Consider the following 20,249-nt stretch of genomic DNA (forward strand, 5'->3'; position numbering starts at 1 on the left):
AGGGCAGCATGCCTTACCGTCGCAGCCAGTTTGAGGACAGCCCTCATTCATCTCGCCAAAACAGAAGCTACCATCCTGCCACACTGCTGATCATCATCAGCCTGTGGATTGCCTTGGTAGGCAATGGTGCGCTCTGGCAGGAACTCGTCCAGTTGGGGCGATTACAAACCGCAAAAGATGTTTGGGTCGCCACGTGTATGGTGCTCATGATCTGGGGCGCACTGGTGGCCTTGGGCTCACTCCTCGCTTGGCGGCATAGCATCAAGCCCTTGCTCGTGTTTTTTCTCATCGCTGCAGCAGCAGGCATGCATTTCATGATGAGCTACGGTGTGGTGATTGACGACACGATGATGATCAACGTGTTTCAAACCGACCCGCGCGAAACCCGCGATCTGCTCAATGCGCGTTTGTTCATCACCCTTGGCCTTGTAGCGGGTTTGCCTTGCGTTTGGCTTTGGTTTACCTCCGTGAAAACATCGCGTTGGGGTCGGCAGATCTTACGAAACGCTCTTATTTTGATAGCTGGTAGCGCAGTATTGGTGGGCGCTATTGCACTTTCCTTTCAAGGTTTTTCGTCGTTGATGCGCAATCACAAGCATGTGCGCTACCTGCTCAATCCACTGAATTCGCTTTATGCCATTGGTCAAATCGTCACCCAACCATTGCGCCATGGCCCGCAGCCTTTGCAGGCCATTGGCCAAGATGCAATGCTTGGCGCAAGCTATGCAGCAGGCCAGAAACCACCCTTGCTGATGATCGTGGTGGGGGAAACAGCGCGTGCCGCCAACTTCTCCTTCAACGGCTACGCACGGCAAACCACGCCGCAGATGGCAAAAATCGCTCAAACGGAAAGCTTTGTCTACTGGAAAGATGCTTGGAGCTGCGGCACAAACACAGCTTCCAGCTTGCCATGCATGTTCAGTCATCTGGGTAAAGAAGCCTTTGAAGACAGCAAGGCACGCTATGAAGGCTTGCTCGACATCTTGCAACGCGCTGGCCTTGCCATCCTGTGGATCGACAACCAATCGGGTTGCAAAGGCGTGTGCGATCGCGTTGCGAATGCCAATACAGTGAAGGCGAACGTGCCCGAGCATTGCAGCTCAGGCGAATGCCATGATCTCGTGATGTTGCATGATTTGGATGCGCGCATTGCCGCACTTCCCGCAGACAAGCGCGCCAAGGGCGTTGTCGTTGTACTCCATCAAATGGGCAGCCACGGCCCTGCGTATTTCAAACGCGTGCCGCCGGCTTTCAAAACATTTCAGCCAGAGTGTTTAACGAACAATCTTTCCGAATGCACAAGAGAGCAAATCACCAACAGCTACGACAACACCTTGGCTTACACCGACCAATTGCTGTTTTCAAGTATCAATTGGCTCAAAACAAAGGCGGATACTGCGCAGAGTGCTATGATTTATGTATCAGATCACGGCGAATCTTTGGGCGAAAAAGGCATCTATCTGCATGGCCTGCCCTATTCCATCGCGCCCGACGAGCAAAAACATATTCCCTGGCTCAATTGGTTCTCTGCGGAATTCACAGCTGCCAAAAAACTGGATATTGCCTGCCTTCAGCAACGCGCGACACAGCGCATCACGCACGACAACCTCTTTCACTCCGTGCTGGGCCTGCTCGATGTGAAGACATCGCTACATAGCCCTAAGCTCGATGTCTATGCGCCTTGTATGAAACCTTGATTTGCAACAGACTCATCCCGTTTTAAAATCTCACCATGACCAACAAAACTATCCCCATCCAGCCCCTGCGCTCTGCCAACATCACCGAAGGCAAGAGCCGCGCACCGAATCGCTCCATGTATTACGGCATGGGTTACAAAGAAACCGATTTCGGCAAGCCGATGGTCGGCGTGGCCAATGGCCACAGCACCATCACGCCTTGCAACAGTGGCTTGCAAAAGCTGGCTGACGCAGCGATCGCTGGCATTGAAGAAGCAGGCGGCAATGCACAAGTGTTTGGTACACCCACAATTTCCGATGGTATGGCGATGGGCACGGAAGGCATGAAGTACAGCCTCGTCTCGCGCGAGGTGATCAGCGATTGCATCGAAACCTGCGTGCAAGGCCAGTGGATGGATGGCGTGGTCGTCGTGGGCGGTTGCGATAAAAACATGCCCGGCGGCCTGATGGGCATGCTGCGCGCCAACGTGCCCGCTATTTACGTCTACGGTGGCACGATCCTCCCCGGCCGCTACAAAGACCAAGACCTCAACATCGTGAGCGTGTTTGAAGCCGTCGGCCAAAACGCTGCGGGCAACATGAGCGATGAAGACTTGAAGCAAATCGAGCAGCGCGCCATCCCTGGCACGGGTTCTTGCGGTGGCATGTACACAGCCAACACCATGTCTTCCAGCTTCGAGGCTTTAGGCATCTCCCTGCCCTACTCTTCCACCATGGCCAACCCTCACGATGAGAAGCAAAACTCGGCGAAAGAGTCTGCCAAAGTATTGATCGAAGCGATCAAAAAAGACATCAAGCCGCGTGACATCGTGACGAAAAAGGCGATTGAGAATGCGGTGGCCGTGATCATGGCCACAGGCGGCTCAACGAACGCCGTGCTGCACTTCCTCGCCATCGCGCATGCCGCAGGTGTAGAGTGGACGATTGACGATTTCGAGCGCATGCGCAAGAAAGTGCCCGTGATTTGCGATTTGAAACCTTCCGGCAAATACCTCGCTGTGGACTTGCACAAAGCCGGCGGCATTCCGCAAGTCATGAAGGTTTTGCTCAAAGCTGGCCTGCTGCATGGCGATTGCCTCACCATCTCCGGCCAAACCATCGAAGAAGTGCTCAAAGACGTGCCTGATCAGCCAAGAGCCGATCAAGATTGCATTCGCCCCATCGATAAAGCGCTCTACAAAGAAGGCCATCTGGCCATCCTCAAAGGCAACCTGAGCCCCGAAGGCGCTGTCGCAAAAATCACGGGCCTGAAAAACCCTGTGATGACTGGCCCTGCCAAATGCTTTGATGATGAGCAATCTGCTTTGGCCGCCATCCTGGCAGGCAAGATCACCCACGGCGACGTGATGATCCTGCGCTACCTCGGCCCCAAAGGCGGCCCCGGCATGCCAGAAATGCTCGCCCCCACAGGCGCGCTCATCGGCGCAGGCTTGGGCGAAACCGTCGGCCTCATCACCGATGGCCGCTTCTCCGGCGGCACATGGGGCATGGTGGTGGGCCACTGCGCACCAGAGGCAGCAGAAGGCGGCACGATTGCCTTGGTGCAAGACGGCGACAGCGTGACGATTGACGCTAAGCAACTGCTCTTGCAGCTCAACGTACCCGAAGCAGAACTCACCAAACGCAAAGCAGCGTGGAAAAAACCTGCACCTCGCTACACACGCGGCGTGCAGGCGAAGTTTGCGTTCAATGCGTCTAGCGCGTCGAACGGCGCTGTGTTGGATGCGTATTGATCGGGACTTGATCCAATCAACTCAAGTGGGGCTCTGAGCCCCATTTTTATTTCTGAAATCAAATACTATTATATTGATAGCAATCCGCGCAGTCAGTACGCCGGCGAAGTGCCAAAAACGCTTGAAACTTAGCGTTTCACCCTGAACCACGCGGCATACATTGCAGGTAATGCCAGCAACGTTAACACCGTTGCCACAATCAAGCCCCCCATGATCGCCACGGCCATCGGCCCCCAGAACACACTGCGGGACAGCGGGATCATGGCGAGCACGGCTGCGGCGGCTGTGAGCACGATGGGACGCAGTCGGCGCACAGCCGATTCGACGATGGCATCCCACTTGGGCACACCGGCTCGGATGTCCTGCTCGATTTGGTCGATCAAGATCACCGAGTTTCGCTGGATCATGCCCATGAGGGCGATCACACCGAGCAAAGCGACGAAGCCAAACGGCCGGTTCAAAAGCAACAATGCGCCTGCCACACCTGCGATACCGAGCGGCCCGGTGATGAAGACGAGCATGGCGCGGCTGAAGCTTTGCAATTGAAGCATCAAGAGCGTGAAGGTGATGAAGAGCATGATGGGCATGCCAGCGGCAATCGACGCTGAGCCTTTGGAGCTTTCTTCAACGGCGCCAGCGACTTCGATACGGTAGCCAGAGAGACCCTGCGCTGCCCATGTCGCTTCGAGAGCTTTCAGAGCAGGAAGTAGCTCATTCGTTACTGTCGCGCCCTGCAATCCTTCCGTGATATCGGCGTTCACCGTGATCGCGTAATCACGGTTTTCTCGCCACATCACACCCGGCTCCCAAACGAAGATGGGCTTGGCGATTTGTGTGATGGGAATGCTGCGGCCTGTGGCGGTGGGCAAATAGGCGTTGCCAATATCGGTGATCAGATCGCGCTCTGCGAGCGGCTGGCGCAGCACGATATCAATGAGCTTGTCGCCATCACGGAACGTGCCAATCGTGCTGCCACTCACGATCGCGCGCGAGGCTTGCGCAATGCTCTGGCTCGTCACACCCAATGCGCGCGCCTTAGCTTGATCAACCTCCATTCGAATCGCTTTGACAGATTCATTCCAGTTGTCGTTCACACCGCGCGTGTTGGGTGATTTGCGCATCTCGGCTTTCACGGTATCGGCCAAGCCACGCAATTTGCCGGGCTCAGGGCCGATCACACGGAACTGCACAGGATATGGCACGGGTGGGCCATTGGGCAAGAGCTTGGCACGGCCGCGAATCTCGGGGAACTCTGTGGCCAAAATCGTAGGCAGCTTCAAGCGCAGCGCCTCGCGCGCTTTCAAGTCCACAGGCAGCGCAATCATCTGGCTCACATTGGTTTGCGGAAAGTATTGATCCATGGGCAGATAAAAGCGCGGCACGCCCGAGCCGACCCAAGTGTTCACACTCTCCATGCCAGGCTCTTGCATGAGGCGTTGCTCGAGGCGCTTGGTCACAGCTTCGTTCGCGGCAAGCGAGGTGCCTTCCACAAACCACAAGTCCACCAAAATCTCAGGCCGCGATGAATCAGGGAAGAACTGCTGCTGTACTTTGCCCATGCCCACAATGCCTAATGCGAACGTGAGAACCGTTGCGCCAATCGTGAGCCAGCGGTGCTTGACGCACCAGTTGACCATGCGGCGGAAGGTGTTGTAGAAGGGCGTGTCGAAATGCTCTTGATGATCAGCGCCGCCTGCCTCGTGATGCCCATCGGCATTGCGCATGGCTTGATCTTGCTTGTGCTTTAAAAGCAGTACGCCAAGATAGGGCACGAAATACACTGACACGACCCAACTGATCAGCAGCGCAATCACAGTGACGCCGAAAATCGCAAAGGTGTATTCACCCGTCACTGATTTGGCAATACCAATCGGCAAGAAGCCCACAGCGGTGATCAGCGTGCCCGTGAGCATGGGCATGGCGGTGAGCTCGTAGGCGAAGGTGGCTGCGCGCACTTTGTCGTAGCCCTCTTCCATTTTTCGCACCATCATCTCTACGGCGATGATCGCATCGTCCACCAACAAACCCAGCGCAATGATCAGCGATCCCAAGGAAATCTTGTGAAGCCCCAGATTGAAATACCACATCGCTAAAAACGTGACAGCGAGCACGAGCGGAATCGTGATGCCCACCACCAAGCCAGGGCGCATATCAAGGTAATAGCGTTTCAGAAGCGGCACATCTTTGCCACGACTGTGAAAGCCCAGAGCAATGAAGCTGACAGCTAGCACGATGAATACAGCCTCGATCAACACGGCGACAAATTCATTGACAGATTTGGCTACTGCGCGAGGTTGATCCTGGATTTGCTCCAGCTGCGCACCAATCGGTAAGGTCTTTTCGATTTTTTCAGTGGCCACTCTGAGCGCTTTGCCTAATGCGATGATGTCGCCGCCTTTGGCCATGCTGACCCCAAGAACAATCACTTCTTGACTGCTGAGTTTGCCTTGTGCATCGCGACTGGTTGTGCGCACTTTGACCTGCGCAGGATCAACATAGCCCCGCCGAATATCTGCAATATCACCCAGCCGGATCTGCGCAGCGCCCGCGCCTTGCGCGCCCGCAGCACGAATCGGCATGGCTTTGAGTTGCTCTAAATCGTTGAACTGCCCACCCACACGCACTTGCAACACATCCAGCGGTGTGGTGATCACGCCGGCGTTCTCCACAGCATTCTGCGCATTGAGCTGCGCAATCACAGCGCTTAAATCCAAGCCAAGCTGCGCCAAGCGTTTCTGAGAAATCTCCACATAAAGCTTTTCATCTTGTTGCCCAAACAGCTCCACCTTCGAGACATCTTTCACTCTCAAGAGCTGCTGACGCACATCATCTGCAAACGCTTTGCTTTGCGCAGGGCTGAAGCCATCTGTTTTGAGCGCATACATCACGCCAAACACATCGCCAAACTCATCATTGAAAAACGGCCCGATCACACCCGGCGGCAGCGTACCGCGCATATCGCCCACCTTCTTGCGCACGCTGTACCAAATCTGCGGCACATCTTTGGGTGGCCCGTTGTCTTTGATTTGAAAAATGATCAACGCTTCGCCGGGCTTGGCATAAGAGCGAATCTTGTCAGCCAGCGGCACTTCTTGCAGCGTCTTCTCCACTTTATCCAGCACCTGCTCGCTCACCTGCTGAGCCGTCGCACCCGGATAAAACATGCGAATCGCCATGATGCGGAAAGTGAATGGCGGATCTTCATCTTGGCCGAGCTGGAAGTAACTCGCCGCGCCAAGCAGCATCAGCACCACCATCAAATAACGGGTGAGTGCTGGGTGATCAATCGCCCATTTGGAGAGATTAAATCGTGATGAAAGCTGAACTGATGATGGGGCTGCTGCGCTGTGAGAATCGCTCATGATGCTCTCACTTGCCTGTCGTCGCCGAGCCAGATGACACTACTGATTTAGTAGCACCCTGCGCAGGTTGTATGCCAGCGGGAGCCCCTTTTTCATTAAAAATCGTCACCTTCAAACCCGGTGAGAGCACATGAATACCCGCGCTCACGATTTTGTCGCCAGGTTTCACACCAGCAGCAATCACCGCTTCATTGCCATCGGCTGTAGCCACCTGGACAATCACTGGGTTGACCGTCATCGCCGCTGTATCGAGCAGCCATACGGTAGAAGCACCTTGCGCGTTTTGCATCAGGCTGCTGGTGGGTAGCTTGATCGCCGATACAGCATTCAAGCTCGTGCTGGGAAACACATACACCGTGGCACCCAGCGGCAAATTGGCAGACGCATCCAAGCTCATCTTCGCTTGGAAAGTACGCGTGAGCGGATCAGCACTTGCCGCCAATTCGCGGATTTTTCCGCTCAACTCGCCGCCATCACCATCAGCCCAGCGTCTGGCTTTCACGGCTGAGCCCACAGCCACAGACGCCATCTTGTCTTCCGGCACGCTGAACACCACATCGCGCGCGCCGTCTTGCGCAATGCGCACCACCGGGCTGCCCGCTGAGACCACCTGCCCCACTTCGGCATCCACCGCTGTCACAACACCCGACACATCCGCCACCAAATTCGCATAGCCCACTTGGTTACCCACGTTGGCGAGCTGCGCTTGAGCCTGCTGCACCTGTGCTTGGGCAGCTTTGAATGTTGTTTCACGTCTTTCTAGCTCGGCGCCACTGATAAAGTTTTGCTCCTTGAGGCTTTGGAAACGCTTGAAATCTGCAGCAGCCAAATCGCGATTCGTCGTGGCTACAGCCAGGGCAGCGCGCGCGCCATCAGCTGCCAACTTGTAATCCTGTGGATCCAGCTGCGCGAGCACTTGCCCAGCCTTCACCCGCTGGCCAACTTCTGCTTGGCGTTTCACGATCTTGCCCGCAACACGAAAGCCCAAACGAGATTCGACTCGCGCCCTCACCTCGCCCGAGTATTCATAGCCAGATACCAAGCCACTCGAGCCCACCGTATGAATCTTCACAGCGCGCACGGGCTCAGGCGCTGGCGCAGGCTTGGAGCACGCGGCCAACAGCGCCACAGCGATCAAAGCGCTCCACAACGCCATCTTTTTCAACGCTATTTCTTTGATAGCACTCTGCGCAGATTCCTTGCCGGCGATATGGCTATTTGGCATGTTTTTCTCCATGGATGCGGAACCAAAACGACCCTCAGATGCTTTTGGCATTCACAGGTCAAATAAAGTTAATGACTGACTGGTTAGTAATCTATCTGATTCCGAATCAGTTGTCAATAACCTGCGAGTTCGTCAGGAGAAAGCGACGCAGAATGTTATGAAGACTCAGGAGACACAGCTTCGGCGACCACCCTCGCATTGCGCGAGAAGCTTAAGTAAGCGTTCGTCCAATCGGCGAGGACAACGAAACGGTTGCGAAAGCCGATCAGGAAATAGATGTGGGCGAAGAGCCAAAAGAGCCAAGCGAGTTTGCCGGAAAAGCGCAGTGCGCCCAGGGGTGTGGCCAGATCAACAACTGCTGCATTGCGACCAATCGTGGCGAGATTGCCGTAGTCGGCATAGTGGAAGGCCAGCGTACTTTGACCTTGGATTCGGCGCAAGATATTAGCGGCGGCGCAACGCCCCATTTGCTTGGCAGCGGGTGACACGCCAGGCACAGGCACTGACTTGCCATCTACATCACGCATCAGGCTAGCCATATCACCGATCACGCTGATAGACGGCACTTGCGGCAGGCTCAAATCGGGCAACACCTTCACGCGCCCCGCGCGATCCAGCTCACAGCCCGTGCTACTGGCGAGTTGCTTGCCCAAGGCAGAGGCTGCGACACCTGCAGCCCAGATGATGGTTTTACTATGAATTTGATAGCTTCTCGCGCTGACTGTTTGCGGGCTAGATGCGGTTTTGGCTTCTAAATCTGTGGGGGTGGGTAACGTATCCACCTGAATACCTTGCGCATCGATCTGCGTGACTTTGGCATTCAAGCGTACATCCACACCGAGTTTGACCAACTGCTTCAGTGCTTTCTCGCTCAGATCAAGCGGCATCGCCTGCAACACGCGCGCACCCCCTTCGACCAGGATCACTTTGGCACTCGCAGGATTGATGCGGCGAAACTCGCCCGGCAAGGTATGCCGCGCAATCTCAGCCAAGGTGCCCGCCATCTCCACACCTGTGGGTCCAGCGCCAATCACAACAAAGGTGAGCAAGGCCTCGCGCTGTGCAGTATCGTCTTGTGCTTCAGCTGCTTCAAAAGCCATCAAAATTTTGCGGCGTATATCGAAGGCATCTTGCAATGTTTTGAGCCCCGGCGCATGTGCCTCCCAAGCATCGTTACCAAAGTAGCTGTGGCTTGCACCCGCCGCAACGATGAGATGATCAAAAGCCAAAGCATGCGGTACACCACTGCTTGGCTGCACAAACTCCAAGCGTTTATTCATGGCATCGATGCTTCTCACCTCGCCCAGCAAGGTGGTCACATTGTCTTGTGATCGAAACAGATGCCGAATCGGCGCGGAAATCAAGGGCGCCGCCAAGCCCGCCGTAGCCACTTGGTAGAGCAGTGGCTGAAAAAGATGGTGATTGGTGCGATCAATCAAGCTCACACGCACCGCCTTGCCCTTGAACGCTTTAGCGGCTTCTAATCCACCGAAACCACAACCAATGATGACGATATGTGGAGTTTGGTGAGGTGTTTGTTCAGGCATATCGCATGATAATTCATCGGCAAAGTACAGCTAGGATAAACACCATCGACGCTTGCCGAGATGCGTTTCAAGCTTATGCTTTCACTTCGCAACGAATCAAAAATGAATGAAAACCTACATCACTATCGATTCCTATACATTAATATGAGCACACCGAATTTGGTACTCAACAATCAAGCGGCTGATCCCGCTTACGTAAGCTCAAAACTCTAAGCCTCACACAGTTGAGACATTACAAATTTATGTTCAATAGCAATACAGATAAAGAATGGGAAAAATTCGGTAGAGATGATCCGTACTACGGCGTGTTGAATCATAAAAAATACCTGACTGAGAATTTAACATCAGAAAATAAAGAGGAATTTTTTCAGGCTGGTACGGGTTATATTGATCACGTTTTCGCAAATATCAGGAAGCATATCGATCCGGCGTTTACTGTTCACCAAGCTCTTGATTTTGGATGCGGCGTGGGAAGGCTAACAGTTCCGCTCGCGAAGCTTGCACAAGAGGTTACAGGAGCAGATGTTTCTGATTCAATGCTGAGCGAAGCGAGAAAGAATTGTGAATCGCAATCGATCGTCAATGCAAACTTCATCAAGTCTGACGATCATCTTTCATCCATCACGGGGCAATACAACTTTATTCTCTCCCATATCGTCTTTCAACATATTCCGACAGAAAGAGGGGAGCAAATTTTTCAAGCTCTGTTGCAGCGCCTGGACGAGAATGGTGTTGGCGTGGTTCACTTCACATATGCCAAGCAGCGTGTACCCAACACTACGATAGCTTCACTGATACGGAAGTACCTCCCTTATGGAAGTAACTTTCTCAATTTAACGAGAGGCAAAAAGTTTTTCGCCCCGCAAATGCAAATGAACTCCTATGATGTTAATCGCTTATTCTCAATGATTCAAAAAGCACGGGTTATTGATTTTTATACCGAATTCACAGATCACGGAGGCGAATTCGGCATCGTGATCTACTTCAAAAAGCCGCAAGCTGCACAGATCTAGGCGGCTCAGCATCAGGTGGCTCAGACATACATACTTGCTGGGCCGTATTGGCTGCATTTACTGCTACGATAAATGAACTGCCGTAGCCTGCAAGTGCGATGGTTTTTGCGATGGGTGCTTCCTCACCATCGCAGGTCTCATTGGGATTTTTAGCTCAGCGCCCGCGCCCACCGCTGCGGCCACGGCCACCACGGTTGCCTCCGCCTCCACCACCGCCGAAGCTGCCTCCGCCGCCACGGCGATTGCCTCCTCCGCCGCCGCCTCCAAAGCCACCGCCACCGCCACTGCCTTGTTTACGGAAGCCGTCTTGTGTGATGTAGCCAAAGGATGTTTTGGTGGGATCGACGCCCGGTGGTGGACCGTCTTCACCGTAGCCACCACTGCGACCGCCGCCACCGCCGCCAAAGCTGTTACCGCCACGGCCACGTTTTTTGGCTTGCATGTAGCCGCTTTCGTGGCTGATACCGGCTTGGTTGAAATCGTCTTCGTCATCGTCTCGTGGGTAGCCATCGCCACGGCCTTGTTGACTTTGGCCTTGCGCTTCTTGACGCTGGCCCTCACCCTGCGGACCGCGGTTGTAGCGATCAGCAAAGCGGTTATTGCGGCCATTTTGGCGCTGCTGACCGTTATAAGGGTTGTTGTTGCCCTCGGAACGCTGCTCGCCTCGCACGGCATCGCCCTCAGCGGGTGCTTGACCGTCTTGACGTGGCTCAAAGCCATTACCGCGGTCGTTGCGGCCTCCACGGCGCACAAATTTGCCACGGCGCTCACGCTGGCCGCCTTCATCGCGCTGGCCTTCTCGTTGACCACCACGCGGCTCACGTTGTTCACGCGGCTCGCGTCGCTCACCTGGCTCCACAGCAAACGCTTCCGCGCCTACTTTCAGCTCTTCCGCGCCCTCGGCATCCACCAAGCTTTGCGTGAGATCACGAATCTCAGAATCATTCAATTCCATGTACACACTGCGGCGCAAGCCTTTGGGCAAGCCATAGGAACCATAGCGAATACGGATCAAGCGACTGACCGCATGGCCCATGGCTTCAAACAAACGGCGCACCTCGCGGTTGCGGCCTTCGCCAATCGTCACGCGCACCCAGCGGTTCGCGCCATCGCCGCCACCATCTTCAATGGAAAGGAATTGCGCCATGCCGTCTTCGAGCTGCACGCCATCGAGCAGTTTCTGACGATTCTCAGGGGTGAGTTCGCCCAAAATGCGCACTGCGTATTCACGCTTCAGGCCAAAGCGGGGGTGCATGAGTCGGTTCGCCAGCTCACCAGAATTGGTGAACAGCAGCAAACCTTCGGTGTTCAAATCGAGGCGACCGACGCTGAGCCACTTGCCAAAAGGCAAACGTGGCAAACGGCGGAAAACTGTCGGGCGATTTTGCGGATCGTCATACGTGACGATCTCGCCCGCAGGCTTGTGATACGCGATCACGCGAGCGCGTGGCTGCTGAATGCGCAACTGCAAAAGCTTGCCCTGAATGCGCACTTCATCGCCCCATTGCACGCGCTGGCCCACGTGGGCGTTTTGGCCATTCACCGTGATGTGGCCATCGGCAATCATGTCTTCCATCTCTAAGCGTGAGCCCAGACCGGCTTGCGCTAAGACCTTGTGCAGCTTCGGCGAATCAGGCAGCGGTGGCAGCACGCGTTTAGGGGGAAGGCGACGCTCGCCTTCTTGCTCAGCATCAAACTGGCCCGAGACGATTTCCGAAAAATCGCGGGGCACGAAGGCTTCAGCCGTGGCTTCAGGTGTGTCGTCGCTGTGAGTCGCTTGTTGCTCATCGCCGCTGTTCTGGCTGTCTTGATCATCGCCATCGACATCAGCTTGTGGTGCGGCTTGCAGTGGTGTGTCGCCACCAGCAGCTTGCACTTTGGCCGCCGCTTCAGCAGCACGCGCTTCTTCCATTTGCGCTTTGGTGCGGCGCACGCGTTTTTTCACTTCAGGCACATCGCCGTTGGTTTCCTCAGGAGCAGCAGGCGCGGCCTCTAAAGTCTCTTTGGGTTTACGGGTTGCTCTTTTTTTAGGAGCAGCTTGCGAAGATTCTGTGCCGGCTGATGCCTGATTTTCTTCTAAATTTTCAGGCGTGTCGTGTTGTTCGTTCATGATGCTTTTTCAGTGTCTGCATCGGGTGCAGAGGTTTCAGTGTCAGGGGTGGTGGTTTCAGTTTCTGTGGCGGCGATGGCCTCGTCCAAAGGCAAAGCTTCGGTTTGCGCATCGGCTTCGCTGGATGGCTCTTGCGGCTCCGCTCCCGTTTCCATGCCAGGCAAGGGCATATCCAAGCTCTCCAGCGCCTTGGCTTGAAGCTGCGGATCATCCAGCGCAGGCAGCTGATCCAGAGATTCCAAACCGAGGTCATCGAGAAACTGGCGCGTCGTCGCGAAAAGCGCGGGGCGACCCACGGTTTCACGATGGCCAATGGTCTCGACCCAGCCACGATCTTCCAGCTGCTTGATGATCAGCGAGTTGATCGTCACGCCGCGAATGTCTTCCATGTCGCCGCGCGTGCAGGGCTGACGGTAGGCGATGATGGCCAAAGTCTCCAGCGTGGCGCGGGTGTATTTGGGCGGTTTCTCAGGGTTGAGACGATCCAAATACGAGCGCATCTCAGGCCGGCTTTGAAAGCGCCAGCCACTGGCCACGCTCACGAGCTGTACGCCACGCTGCGCCCAATCCAGCTGCAAGTCTTCCAGCAGGGTTTTGATGGTGTCTGCGCCGAGTTCGTCAGCAAACAGGGTGCGCAACTCAGCCACTTTGAGCGGCTGGTTCGCGCAAATCAAAGCGGTCTCCAAGACACGCTTTGCGTCAGTTGTATTCATCGCTTGGATGTTCCCAAAATGATGTGGTCATAGTGCGGCTTTGTGCCGCAAGGTTTTAATTTCAAAACAAGGGGGCGAGGCAACAATAGCAACTCGCTAGCCATTCCGGCCTAATCATTCGTTGATTTTGGCACTGCTTCCCGCAGCGCCATCAATAAAGCTAATTGTAGCCCAAACCCAGCACCTCACAGGCAGAGCGCATATCCGGCGGCAAACCTGCCTCAAAAGCCATCTCTTCCCCAGTGATCGGGTGCTCAAAAGCCAGGCGCTCCGCATGCAGGCCTTGGCGCTCCAAGCCACCCGCCGGGCGGCCGCCATAGATCGCATCCGCAATCAGCGGGTGATGCACATAAGCCGCATGCACCCGAATCTGGTGCGTGCGCCCGGTGTGCAGATTGCAGCGCAGCAGGCAGAACGCATCGGCAGAAATCTCGTCGGTGCTGGTTTTAGATGCTTTATGAGCATCTTCCCGGCGTAGATACTGCGCAGAATGCTCAGAATTTGATAGCAATTCAAAGTCTGTGGTGGCTTCTTTGCCAGGGTATTGCGCCAAATCCACCACCGCCATGCGCTGGCGATTGCGCGGATCGCGCCCAATTGGCGCGTCCACCTGCCTGGGGCTCATGCCCTGCCAGGGGTAATGCGCCATCGCCAGATACTGGCGCTTCACTTCTCGGGCAGCAATCATGCGAATCAGCGCATCCATCGCCTCGCGTGTGCGCGCCACCACCATCAGGCCAGAGGTGTCTTTATCCAGCCGATGCACGATGCCTGCGCGCGGCAGCAAAGTATGGCATTCGTGATGCGCCAGTAGGCCGTTGAGCAGCGTGCCGCTCCAATTGCCCGCAGCGGGGTGGACGACGAGACCAGGCGCTTTGTTGATGATCATCAAATGTGGGTCTTCAAACACCACGTTCAAGGCTTTCGCCACGGCTGCATCAGGATGAAAAGCCGTGTCCTGCGGCAGCGGGCGCTGGCGCACGATCAGCTCTTGCCCCGCTTTGAGCTTGGCTGAAGCCTTGCTGGCACTCACCCCGCCAATCAGCACATCGCCGCTGTCGATCAGCTGCTGCAAAAAACTGCGCGATGAATCTGGCAAGAGCTGCGCCAGCACGCGGTCTAATCGCTCGCCATGGTGCGCATGGCCGGTGGTGAAGCGATGTTCTTGGGTTTGGTGTGCCGCATCTGGGCTGGGCGATGCAAGCTCAAGGCCGTCATCCAACTCGTCTTCCGCAGACAGGTGGCCGCTCTCGTGCGCCGCTATAGGTGCGGCAGTGCCGCTCGATATAATCATTTCAATACTTTTGGATCTTCGCAATGTTTGGATTATCAACCCTACGCGTCATCAGCTGCGCCAGCCTTCTTGTGCTCGCAGCCTGTGCCAGCAAGCCTGCAGCGGACCGCACCGACACTTGGAGCCCCAATAAAATCTACGCTGAGGGCAAAGACGAAGCCAAAGCTGGTGCTTGGGACAAAGCCATTCCCCTCTTCGAAAAACTCGAAGGCCGCGCTGCTGGCACACCGCTGGCTCAACAGGCTCAGCTGGAAAAAGCCTTTGCACATTACAAAGCCAATGAGCCCGCCCAAGCCTTGGCCACCATCGATCGATTCAAAAAACTCCACCCCGCCAGCGCGGGCATGGACTACGCCTTGTATCTGCAAGGCCTGATCAATTTCAACGACAACCTCGGCATCTTTGGCTTCTTGGCCAAACAAGATCTCTCCGAGCGTGACCAAAACGCCGCCAAAGAATCCTTCGAAGCCTTCAAGGAGCTCGTCACGCGCTTCCCAGATTCCAAATATGCGCCAGATTCTCGCGCACGCATGACCTATATCGTCAATTCACTGGCGCAATACGAAGTTCACGTCGCACGCTACTACTACACACGCAATGCTTATGTTGCTGCGATCAACCGCGCTCAAACCGCGGTGACGGATTATCAAAACGTCCCCGCTTCAGAAGAAGCGCTCTACATCATCATGCTCAGCTACGATGCGCTCAACATGCCTCAGCTGCGCGACGACACCAAACGTGTGCTGGAGAAAAACTTTCCCAAGAGCGAGTTTCTTGCTCGCGGTTTCAAGTCCAAAGATTCCCCTTGGTGGAAGCTTTGGTGATATTGATCAGTCTTTTATGCCTGCAGCCGGCATAGAATCTGCGTAGAGTGCTCATTTTTTAATAGTGAACTCGCATACTGTGCAAACCGAAGATTTGCTTCACAGCCTACGCCAACATCTTGGCTTGGCGAATGTATTGACCGCGGAAACCCCTGATGCACTCGCTGCGTTTGAAAACGATTGGCGCGGCCGCTTTCGTGGGCGGGCTCTTTGCGTGGCGCGGCCTGGCTCTACGGCAGAAGTCGCGGCGGTCGTGCGCGCATGTGCGCAGGCGCGCGCACAAGGCCTCAATATCAGCATCGTGCCGCAGGGTGGCAACACCGGGCTGGTGATGGGCTCAACACCGGATGATTCTGGCTTGCAAGTGGTGCTGAGCTTGCAAAGAATGAATCGCGTGCGTGGCTTGGATGCAGCGAATATGACAATCACCGTGGAGGCAGGCTGTATTTTGCAGAACGTGCAGCAGGCGGCGCGAGATGCGGGCTTTTGGTTTCCGCTGTCGCTGGCGGCTGAAGGCAGCTGCACGATTGGCGGCAATTTGGGCACGAATGCAGGCGGCACGCAGGTGCTGCGCTTTGGCAACACGCGTGATCTGTGTTTGGGATTGGAAGTGGTGACGGCCCAGGGTGAGATTCTTGAGGGACTGACGGGCCTGCGCAAAGACAATACCGGCTACGACTTACGTCACCTGATGATCGGCAGTGAAGGCACTTTGGGCATCATCACAGCAGCGACGATGAAGCTCGTTCCTGTGCCCGCTGCCAGCCTCACGGCTTGGGCGGCGCTGCCTTCTCTTGAAGCAGCTTCAGAATTTTTAGGCTTGGCGCAGAAGAAGCTGGCCAGTAGCTTGACGGGCTTTGAGGTGATGGGGCAATTTGCTTTGTCTCTCGTGGTCAAACATTTCCCCCAGCAGAAAATGCCTTTGTGGCCGGGCAGCAGCCAAGATGCGCCCTATTCTGTGGTGCTGGAGGTGTCTGATGCAGAAAATGAACAGCATGCTCGCGCGATGCTGGAAGCATTGATGGAGCAGGCGCTAGAAAGCGAGATCATCAGCGATGCTGTGATTTCAGAAAATATTGCGCAAGCGAAGGCACTGTGGCACATCCGCGAGAGCATTCCGCTCGCGCAGGCGCAGGAGGGGCTGAATATCAAACACGATATTTCTCTGCCTGTTTCTCGTATTGCAGCGTTTTGCGAGAAGACGGATGCCATGTTGCGCGAAGCTCATCCTGGCGTGCGACTTTTAAATTTCGGGCATTTGGGCGATGGCAATTTGCATTACAACGTGCAATGCCCTGAGGGCGCGAATGCGAAGGAGTTCCTACGCGATCACGAGTCGCAGATCAACAAAATCGTCTACGACAGCGTGCTCAGCTTTGGCGGCAGCATCAGCGCTGAGCATGGCGTGGGTAGTTTGAAGCGTGATGAATTACCGCATTACAAATCTGCGGTGGCGCTGTCGATGATGAAGAGTATCAAGCAGGCTCTTGATCCGCAAGGTTTGCTGAATCCTGGGCGTGTTATTTAGCTTCAGCGTTTGGTGTGATTGGTGGGATCACACTACCTGCGCGTTTTGCTCCGTGTCCCCCGGCGGCGTTAATTTTTAGTTTCACTCCGGCAGGTAAGTTTCTCCGCCTCCTCCTTTACCGCGGGGAATATCTGAACAAGTCGAATCGGGCGAATCAGGCTCGCTTTCGGGCGGTCTGCGTCGTTGAAAAGCCTCGCTTTAGCACCGCTAAAGCTACGTTTTTCGCCTAGCATCCCATCCCGAAATCAAGCCTGCTTCATCCCGACGACTCATTCAGATATTCCCAGCAAAACGCACAGGCAGCGCGATCTTGCGAACATAGTGGCGCTCAAATGGATGACATTCAAACCGTTCATTCATAGCCATTGGCGTGGCGTATCCACCGCAGCAAAATAAAGGAGGAGACGGCGAAGCCGACGGGGGACATTTGCGGAGGTGGGTACGCCACGGCAATGGCGGGCTCAGCAAAAATCTCGGTATCAAGCACTCTGCAAAGCGAGGCTAATAAAAGATCACTCCACCTTCGCACCAGCCTTGAACCACTCAGCCACCAACGCTCGTTCAGCATCCGTGATCTGCGTTGAGTTGTTCATCGGCATTTGCTTGGTCACCACCGTCTGCTGATAAATCGCTTGCGCATGCAATTTGATCTGCGCCGCAGAATCGAGCCGCACATTTTTCATTTGCACCTGCGCACCATGACATTGGACGCAGCGTGCTTGTAAAACCGTTTGCAGTTGGGTGAAAGACGTATTTTCAGAGCCTTTTTGGCCACTGGCCGGCGTAGAATCTGCGCGGGGTGCTATCGATTTCGTAGTATTGTGTGGAGCAGGCCTGAGCGCAACAATCACCGCCACCAAGATCAATGATCCCACGACAGCCCATGGCCAAGGGTGGCTGGCACGGCCATAGTGGTAAGCATGGCGCTGCACAAAGTATTGCCGAATCAACGCGCCGCCCACCATCATGGCAAAGAGAATCAGCCAGTTGTAGGCATGCGTGTACATGAAGCTGTAATGGTTGGAAAGCATCGCAAAGATCACGGGCAGCGTGAAATAGGTGTTGTGCACACTTCGCTGCTTGCCACGCTTGCCATGGATGGCCAGCTTGGAAGCATCGTACTTCTCGCCACTCGTCATGGCAGCGACGACTTTCTTCTGCCCCGGAATGATCCAGAAAAACACATTGGCGCTCATGGCCGTGGCAATCGCTGCACCTACGAGCAGAAAAGCCGCCCTGCCCGCGAACCACTGGCAGGCCAGCCAACTCATGAAGGCAATCACGATCAACATCAGCGCGCCGACAATCGCTTCACCGTTTTTACGGAAACCAAAGAGCTGACAAACGCCGTCGTACACCATCCAAAAGACAACGAGAAAAGCCAGAGCAACGCCGATGGCCGCTCCCGGCTGCCAATCCATCAGCGATTTATCGATCAGATAGGTACTCGCGTTGTAGAGATAGAGGACAGTGAACAGCGCAAAGCCGGAAAGCCACGTGGAGTAACTTTCCCAATAAAACCAATGCAAACGTGTATGGATTTTTTTCGGCGCGACGAGATATTTTTGTGGGTTGTAAAAACCCCCGCCGTGCACGGCCCACATCGCGCCATCGACGCCTTTCTCAAGCAAGTCTGGCGACTTAGGCTTTTCTAGGTTGTTATCCAGAAAAACAAAATAAAACGATGAGCCAATCCAGGCAATCGCGGTGATGACATGCAGCCAACGCAACAGCAGGTTGGCCCAATCCAGCAAATATGCTTCCATGGGTTCTCCTACTGTTTACCACTGCGGGCGCTGTAAACAGAATAAGCCGCGAACTAGGGGTAGCTCCGCTGCGACAAGGTTTGATTGTATACAGATCAGAAACATGCCTTTAAGCAGCATTTCTCGTGCCAGACAGGCCGCTAGCCCAGATCTTTCGCGGCAGCCAAAGCCGCGGCGGCTCGCAGCTTGTCCTTCTTGCTGGGGCGCTTGCCTTTGATGCCGCCGTTGATATCCAAGCCAGTGGGCACCAGCGGTGCATCAGGTAGCGGCGGTTGGTCCGTGGGTTCGAAGCCTTCGATTTCTTCTAACTCAGTTTGCAAATTTTGGCGCTTACAAATGAGCTCCCAGTGGGCTTGCATGTCGACGGTGACAAAACTCACAGCCAAGCCGGGCATGCCAGCGCGGCCTGTGCGGCCGATGCGGTGGGTGTAGTCAGTGGCGGAGCGCGGTAGATCGTAATTGACGACGACAGGTAACTCTTTGATATCGAGCCCGCGCGAAGCAAGATCTGTAGCAACGACTATTTCAATCCGCCCTGCTTTGATATCTTGCACCACCTGCATGCGCTTGCCTTGCGTGAGTTGGCCATGCAGTGGCTCAGCTTTGAGGCCAGCATTGCGCAGCTTCATGGCCACTTTTTCAGCATCGTATTGGCGCGCAACGAAGATCAGCGCGCGCTCCCAATCGTTTTCTGTGAAAAGTTTTTTGAAAAGCTGGGTGCGCTGCGCAGCATCAACCGCGACGGCGCGCTCTTCGATTTTTGGCTTTTCTTGTTCTTCTGAAACGATTTGAATACGAAGTGGGTCGCGCAGTAAAGCCGCCGCAAGAATTTCGATCTCTGCACTGAAAGTCGCTGAGAAAAACAAGTTTTGCCGCTTCTCAGGCATCAGCGTGAGAATACGTTTGAGCTCATCGTTAAAGCCCAAATCAAGAAGGCGATCCGCCTCATCGAGCACGAAATATTTGATGCTCTTAAAGCTCAAAGCCCGCTGATCCGCCAAATCGAGCAATCGCCCCGGTGTGGCGATCAAGATATCCACACCTTCTCGCATCGCCAGCATTTGCGGCTCAATCGCTACGCCGCCATAGGTGGCCAGCAGCTTGGTTTTACGCGGCAAAAACTTGGCGAACTTTCTGGCCATCTCCTCTACTTGCACCGCCAGCTCACGCGTGGGCACGATCACGAGGCAGCGCGGCTTGCCAGCTTGCGCGGGCTCAGCATCTGATATCTGCTGCAAGATTGGCAAGGCATAAGCGGCCGTTTTTCCTGAGCCTGTTTGTGCAGAAGCAATGACATCTCGACCCTGCAAAATAGCCGGAATCACCGCGCGCTGCACCTCTGTAGCTTGCGTGAAGTCTTCAGCTTGCAAGGCGCGATTGAAAGCAGCTAAGACGGGGGGCGCGAAACCGAGATTTGAGAAAGGCATGAGGCGAGTT

Annotated in this window: 13 protein-coding genes; 5 read left to right on the forward strand and 8 right to left on the reverse strand. The window is 55.1% G+C overall.

The window, feature by feature from the left end; all coding sequences use genetic code 11:
- Nucleotides 1-8 precede the first annotated feature (8 nt).
- Nucleotides 9-1,697: a phosphoethanolamine transferase gene (locus KIH26_RS09935; protein WP_213444484.1), complete on the forward strand. Its 1,689-nt coding sequence runs from the start codon at nucleotides 9-11 to the stop codon at nucleotides 1,695-1,697.
- A gap of 35 nt (nucleotides 1,698-1,732) precedes the next feature.
- Nucleotides 1,733-3,430, forward strand: coding sequence for a dihydroxy-acid dehydratase (gene ilvD / locus KIH26_RS09940; protein ID WP_213444486.1), 1,698 nt, complete (start codon nucleotides 1,733-1,735; stop codon nucleotides 3,428-3,430).
- Nucleotides 3,431-3,558: 128 nt separating this feature from the next.
- Here ilvD and KIH26_RS09945 read toward each other — a convergent pair whose 3' ends face one another.
- The 3 genes from KIH26_RS09945 to KIH26_RS09955 all read right to left on the reverse strand — a co-directional run bounded on the left by KIH26_RS09945 (nucleotide 3,559) and on the right by KIH26_RS09955 (nucleotide 9,564).
- Nucleotides 3,559-6,792 carry an efflux RND transporter permease subunit gene (locus tag KIH26_RS09945; protein WP_213444488.1) on the reverse strand — a complete coding sequence of 1,078 codons (3,234 nt, stop codon included), beginning with the start codon at nucleotides 6,790-6,792 and terminating at the stop codon, nucleotides 3,559-3,561.
- Between the two features lie 7 nt (nucleotides 6,793-6,799).
- A complete protein-coding gene (locus KIH26_RS09950; protein ID WP_213444490.1) occupies nucleotides 6,800-8,017 on the reverse strand; it encodes an efflux RND transporter periplasmic adaptor subunit in 1,218 nt (405 codons plus the stop codon).
- Between the two features lie 155 nt (nucleotides 8,018-8,172).
- Nucleotides 8,173-9,564: an NAD(P)/FAD-dependent oxidoreductase gene (locus KIH26_RS09955; protein ID WP_213444492.1), complete on the reverse strand. Its 1,392-nt coding sequence runs from the start codon at nucleotides 9,562-9,564 to the stop codon at nucleotides 8,173-8,175.
- A 242-nt stretch (nucleotides 9,565-9,806) separates the two neighbouring features.
- Between KIH26_RS09955 and KIH26_RS09960 the strand changes: the two genes are divergently transcribed.
- A complete protein-coding gene (locus KIH26_RS09960) occupies nucleotides 9,807-10,577 on the forward strand; it encodes a class I SAM-dependent methyltransferase (protein WP_213444494.1) in 771 nt (256 codons plus the stop codon).
- A gap of 154 nt (nucleotides 10,578-10,731) precedes the next feature.
- Here KIH26_RS09960 and KIH26_RS09965 read toward each other — a convergent pair whose 3' ends face one another.
- From KIH26_RS09965 to KIH26_RS09975, 3 genes are all read right to left on the reverse strand, one after another.
- Nucleotides 10,732-12,687, reverse strand: coding sequence for a pseudouridine synthase (locus tag KIH26_RS09965; protein ID WP_213444496.1), 1,956 nt, complete (start codon nucleotides 12,685-12,687; stop codon nucleotides 10,732-10,734).
- Nucleotides 12,684-13,400 carry an SMC-Scp complex subunit ScpB gene (scpB, locus tag KIH26_RS09970; RefSeq protein WP_213444498.1) on the reverse strand — a complete coding sequence of 239 codons (717 nt, stop codon included), beginning with the start codon at nucleotides 13,398-13,400 and terminating at the stop codon, nucleotides 12,684-12,686. Before scpB ends, KIH26_RS09965 begins: the two co-directional genes overlap by 4 nt.
- 160 nt (nucleotides 13,401-13,560) lie before the next feature.
- A complete protein-coding gene (locus tag KIH26_RS09975; protein ID WP_213444500.1) occupies nucleotides 13,561-14,694 on the reverse strand; it encodes an RluA family pseudouridine synthase in 1,134 nt (377 codons plus the stop codon).
- A gap of 23 nt (nucleotides 14,695-14,717) precedes the next feature.
- On the opposite strand from KIH26_RS09975, the gene KIH26_RS09980 reads away from it, so the two are divergent.
- Both KIH26_RS09980 and KIH26_RS09985 read left to right on the forward strand, forming a co-directional pair.
- Entirely contained in the window at nucleotides 14,718-15,518 is an 801-nt protein-coding gene (locus KIH26_RS09980) for an outer membrane protein assembly factor BamD (RefSeq protein WP_213444502.1), read from the forward strand.
- Nucleotides 15,519-15,654: 136 nt separating this feature from the next.
- Complete coding sequence (locus KIH26_RS09985; protein WP_249661030.1) at nucleotides 15,655-17,046, forward strand: FAD-binding oxidoreductase; 1,392 nt, start codon at nucleotides 15,655-15,657, stop codon at nucleotides 17,044-17,046.
- A 512-nt stretch (nucleotides 17,047-17,558) separates the two neighbouring features.
- On the opposite strand, the gene KIH26_RS09990 is transcribed toward KIH26_RS09985, so the two are convergent.
- Nucleotides 17,559-18,812 (reverse strand): urate hydroxylase PuuD, encoded by a 1,254-nt coding sequence (locus tag KIH26_RS09990; RefSeq protein WP_213444506.1) that lies wholly within the window; start codon nucleotides 18,810-18,812, stop codon nucleotides 17,559-17,561.
- A gap of 140 nt (nucleotides 18,813-18,952) precedes the next feature.
- Nucleotides 18,953-20,239: a DEAD/DEAH box helicase gene (locus KIH26_RS09995; protein ID WP_213444508.1), complete on the reverse strand. Its 1,287-nt coding sequence runs from the start codon at nucleotides 20,237-20,239 to the stop codon at nucleotides 18,953-18,955.
- Nucleotides 20,240-20,249 lie beyond the last annotated feature (10 nt).

The organism is Variovorax sp. PCZ-1 (assembly GCF_018413605.1).
In the GTDB taxonomy this organism is placed as follows: Bacteria; Pseudomonadota; Gammaproteobacteria; order Burkholderiales; family Burkholderiaceae_C; genus JANMDU01.

Bases quoted from the DNA above. Each gene is read 5' to 3' on its own strand.
- scpB (WP_213444498.1), bottom strand. From the start codon at position 13,400: ATGAATACAACTGACGCAAAGCGTGTCTTGGAGACCGCTTTGATTTGC.
- KIH26_RS09935 (WP_213444484.1), top strand. From the start codon at position 9: ATGCCTTACCGTCGCAGCCAGTTTGAGGACAGCCCTCATTCATCTCGC.
- KIH26_RS09965 (WP_213444496.1), bottom strand. From the start codon at position 12,687: ATGAACGAACAACACGACACGCCTGAAAATTTAGAAGAAAATCAGGCA.
- KIH26_RS09995 (WP_213444508.1), bottom strand. From the start codon at position 20,239: ATGCCTTTCTCAAATCTCGGTTTCGCGCCCCCCGTCTTAGCTGCTTTC.
- KIH26_RS09945 (WP_213444488.1), bottom strand. From the start codon at position 6,792: ATGAGCGATTCTCACAGCGCAGCAGCCCCATCATCAGTTCAGCTTTCA.
- KIH26_RS09975 (WP_213444500.1), bottom strand. From the start codon at position 14,694: ATGATTATATCGAGCGGCACTGCCGCACCTATAGCGGCGCACGAGAGC.
- KIH26_RS09980 (WP_213444502.1), top strand. From the start codon at position 14,718: ATGTTTGGATTATCAACCCTACGCGTCATCAGCTGCGCCAGCCTTCTT.
- ilvD (WP_213444486.1), top strand. From the start codon at position 1,733: ATGACCAACAAAACTATCCCCATCCAGCCCCTGCGCTCTGCCAACATC.
- KIH26_RS09960 (WP_213444494.1), top strand. From the start codon at position 9,807: ATGTTCAATAGCAATACAGATAAAGAATGGGAAAAATTCGGTAGAGAT.
- KIH26_RS09955 (WP_213444492.1), bottom strand. From the start codon at position 9,564: ATGCCTGAACAAACACCTCACCAAACTCCACATATCGTCATCATTGGT.
- KIH26_RS09950 (WP_213444490.1), bottom strand. From the start codon at position 8,017: ATGCCAAATAGCCATATCGCCGGCAAGGAATCTGCGCAGAGTGCTATC.
- KIH26_RS09990 (WP_213444506.1), bottom strand. From the start codon at position 18,812: ATGGAAGCATATTTGCTGGATTGGGCCAACCTGCTGTTGCGTTGGCTG.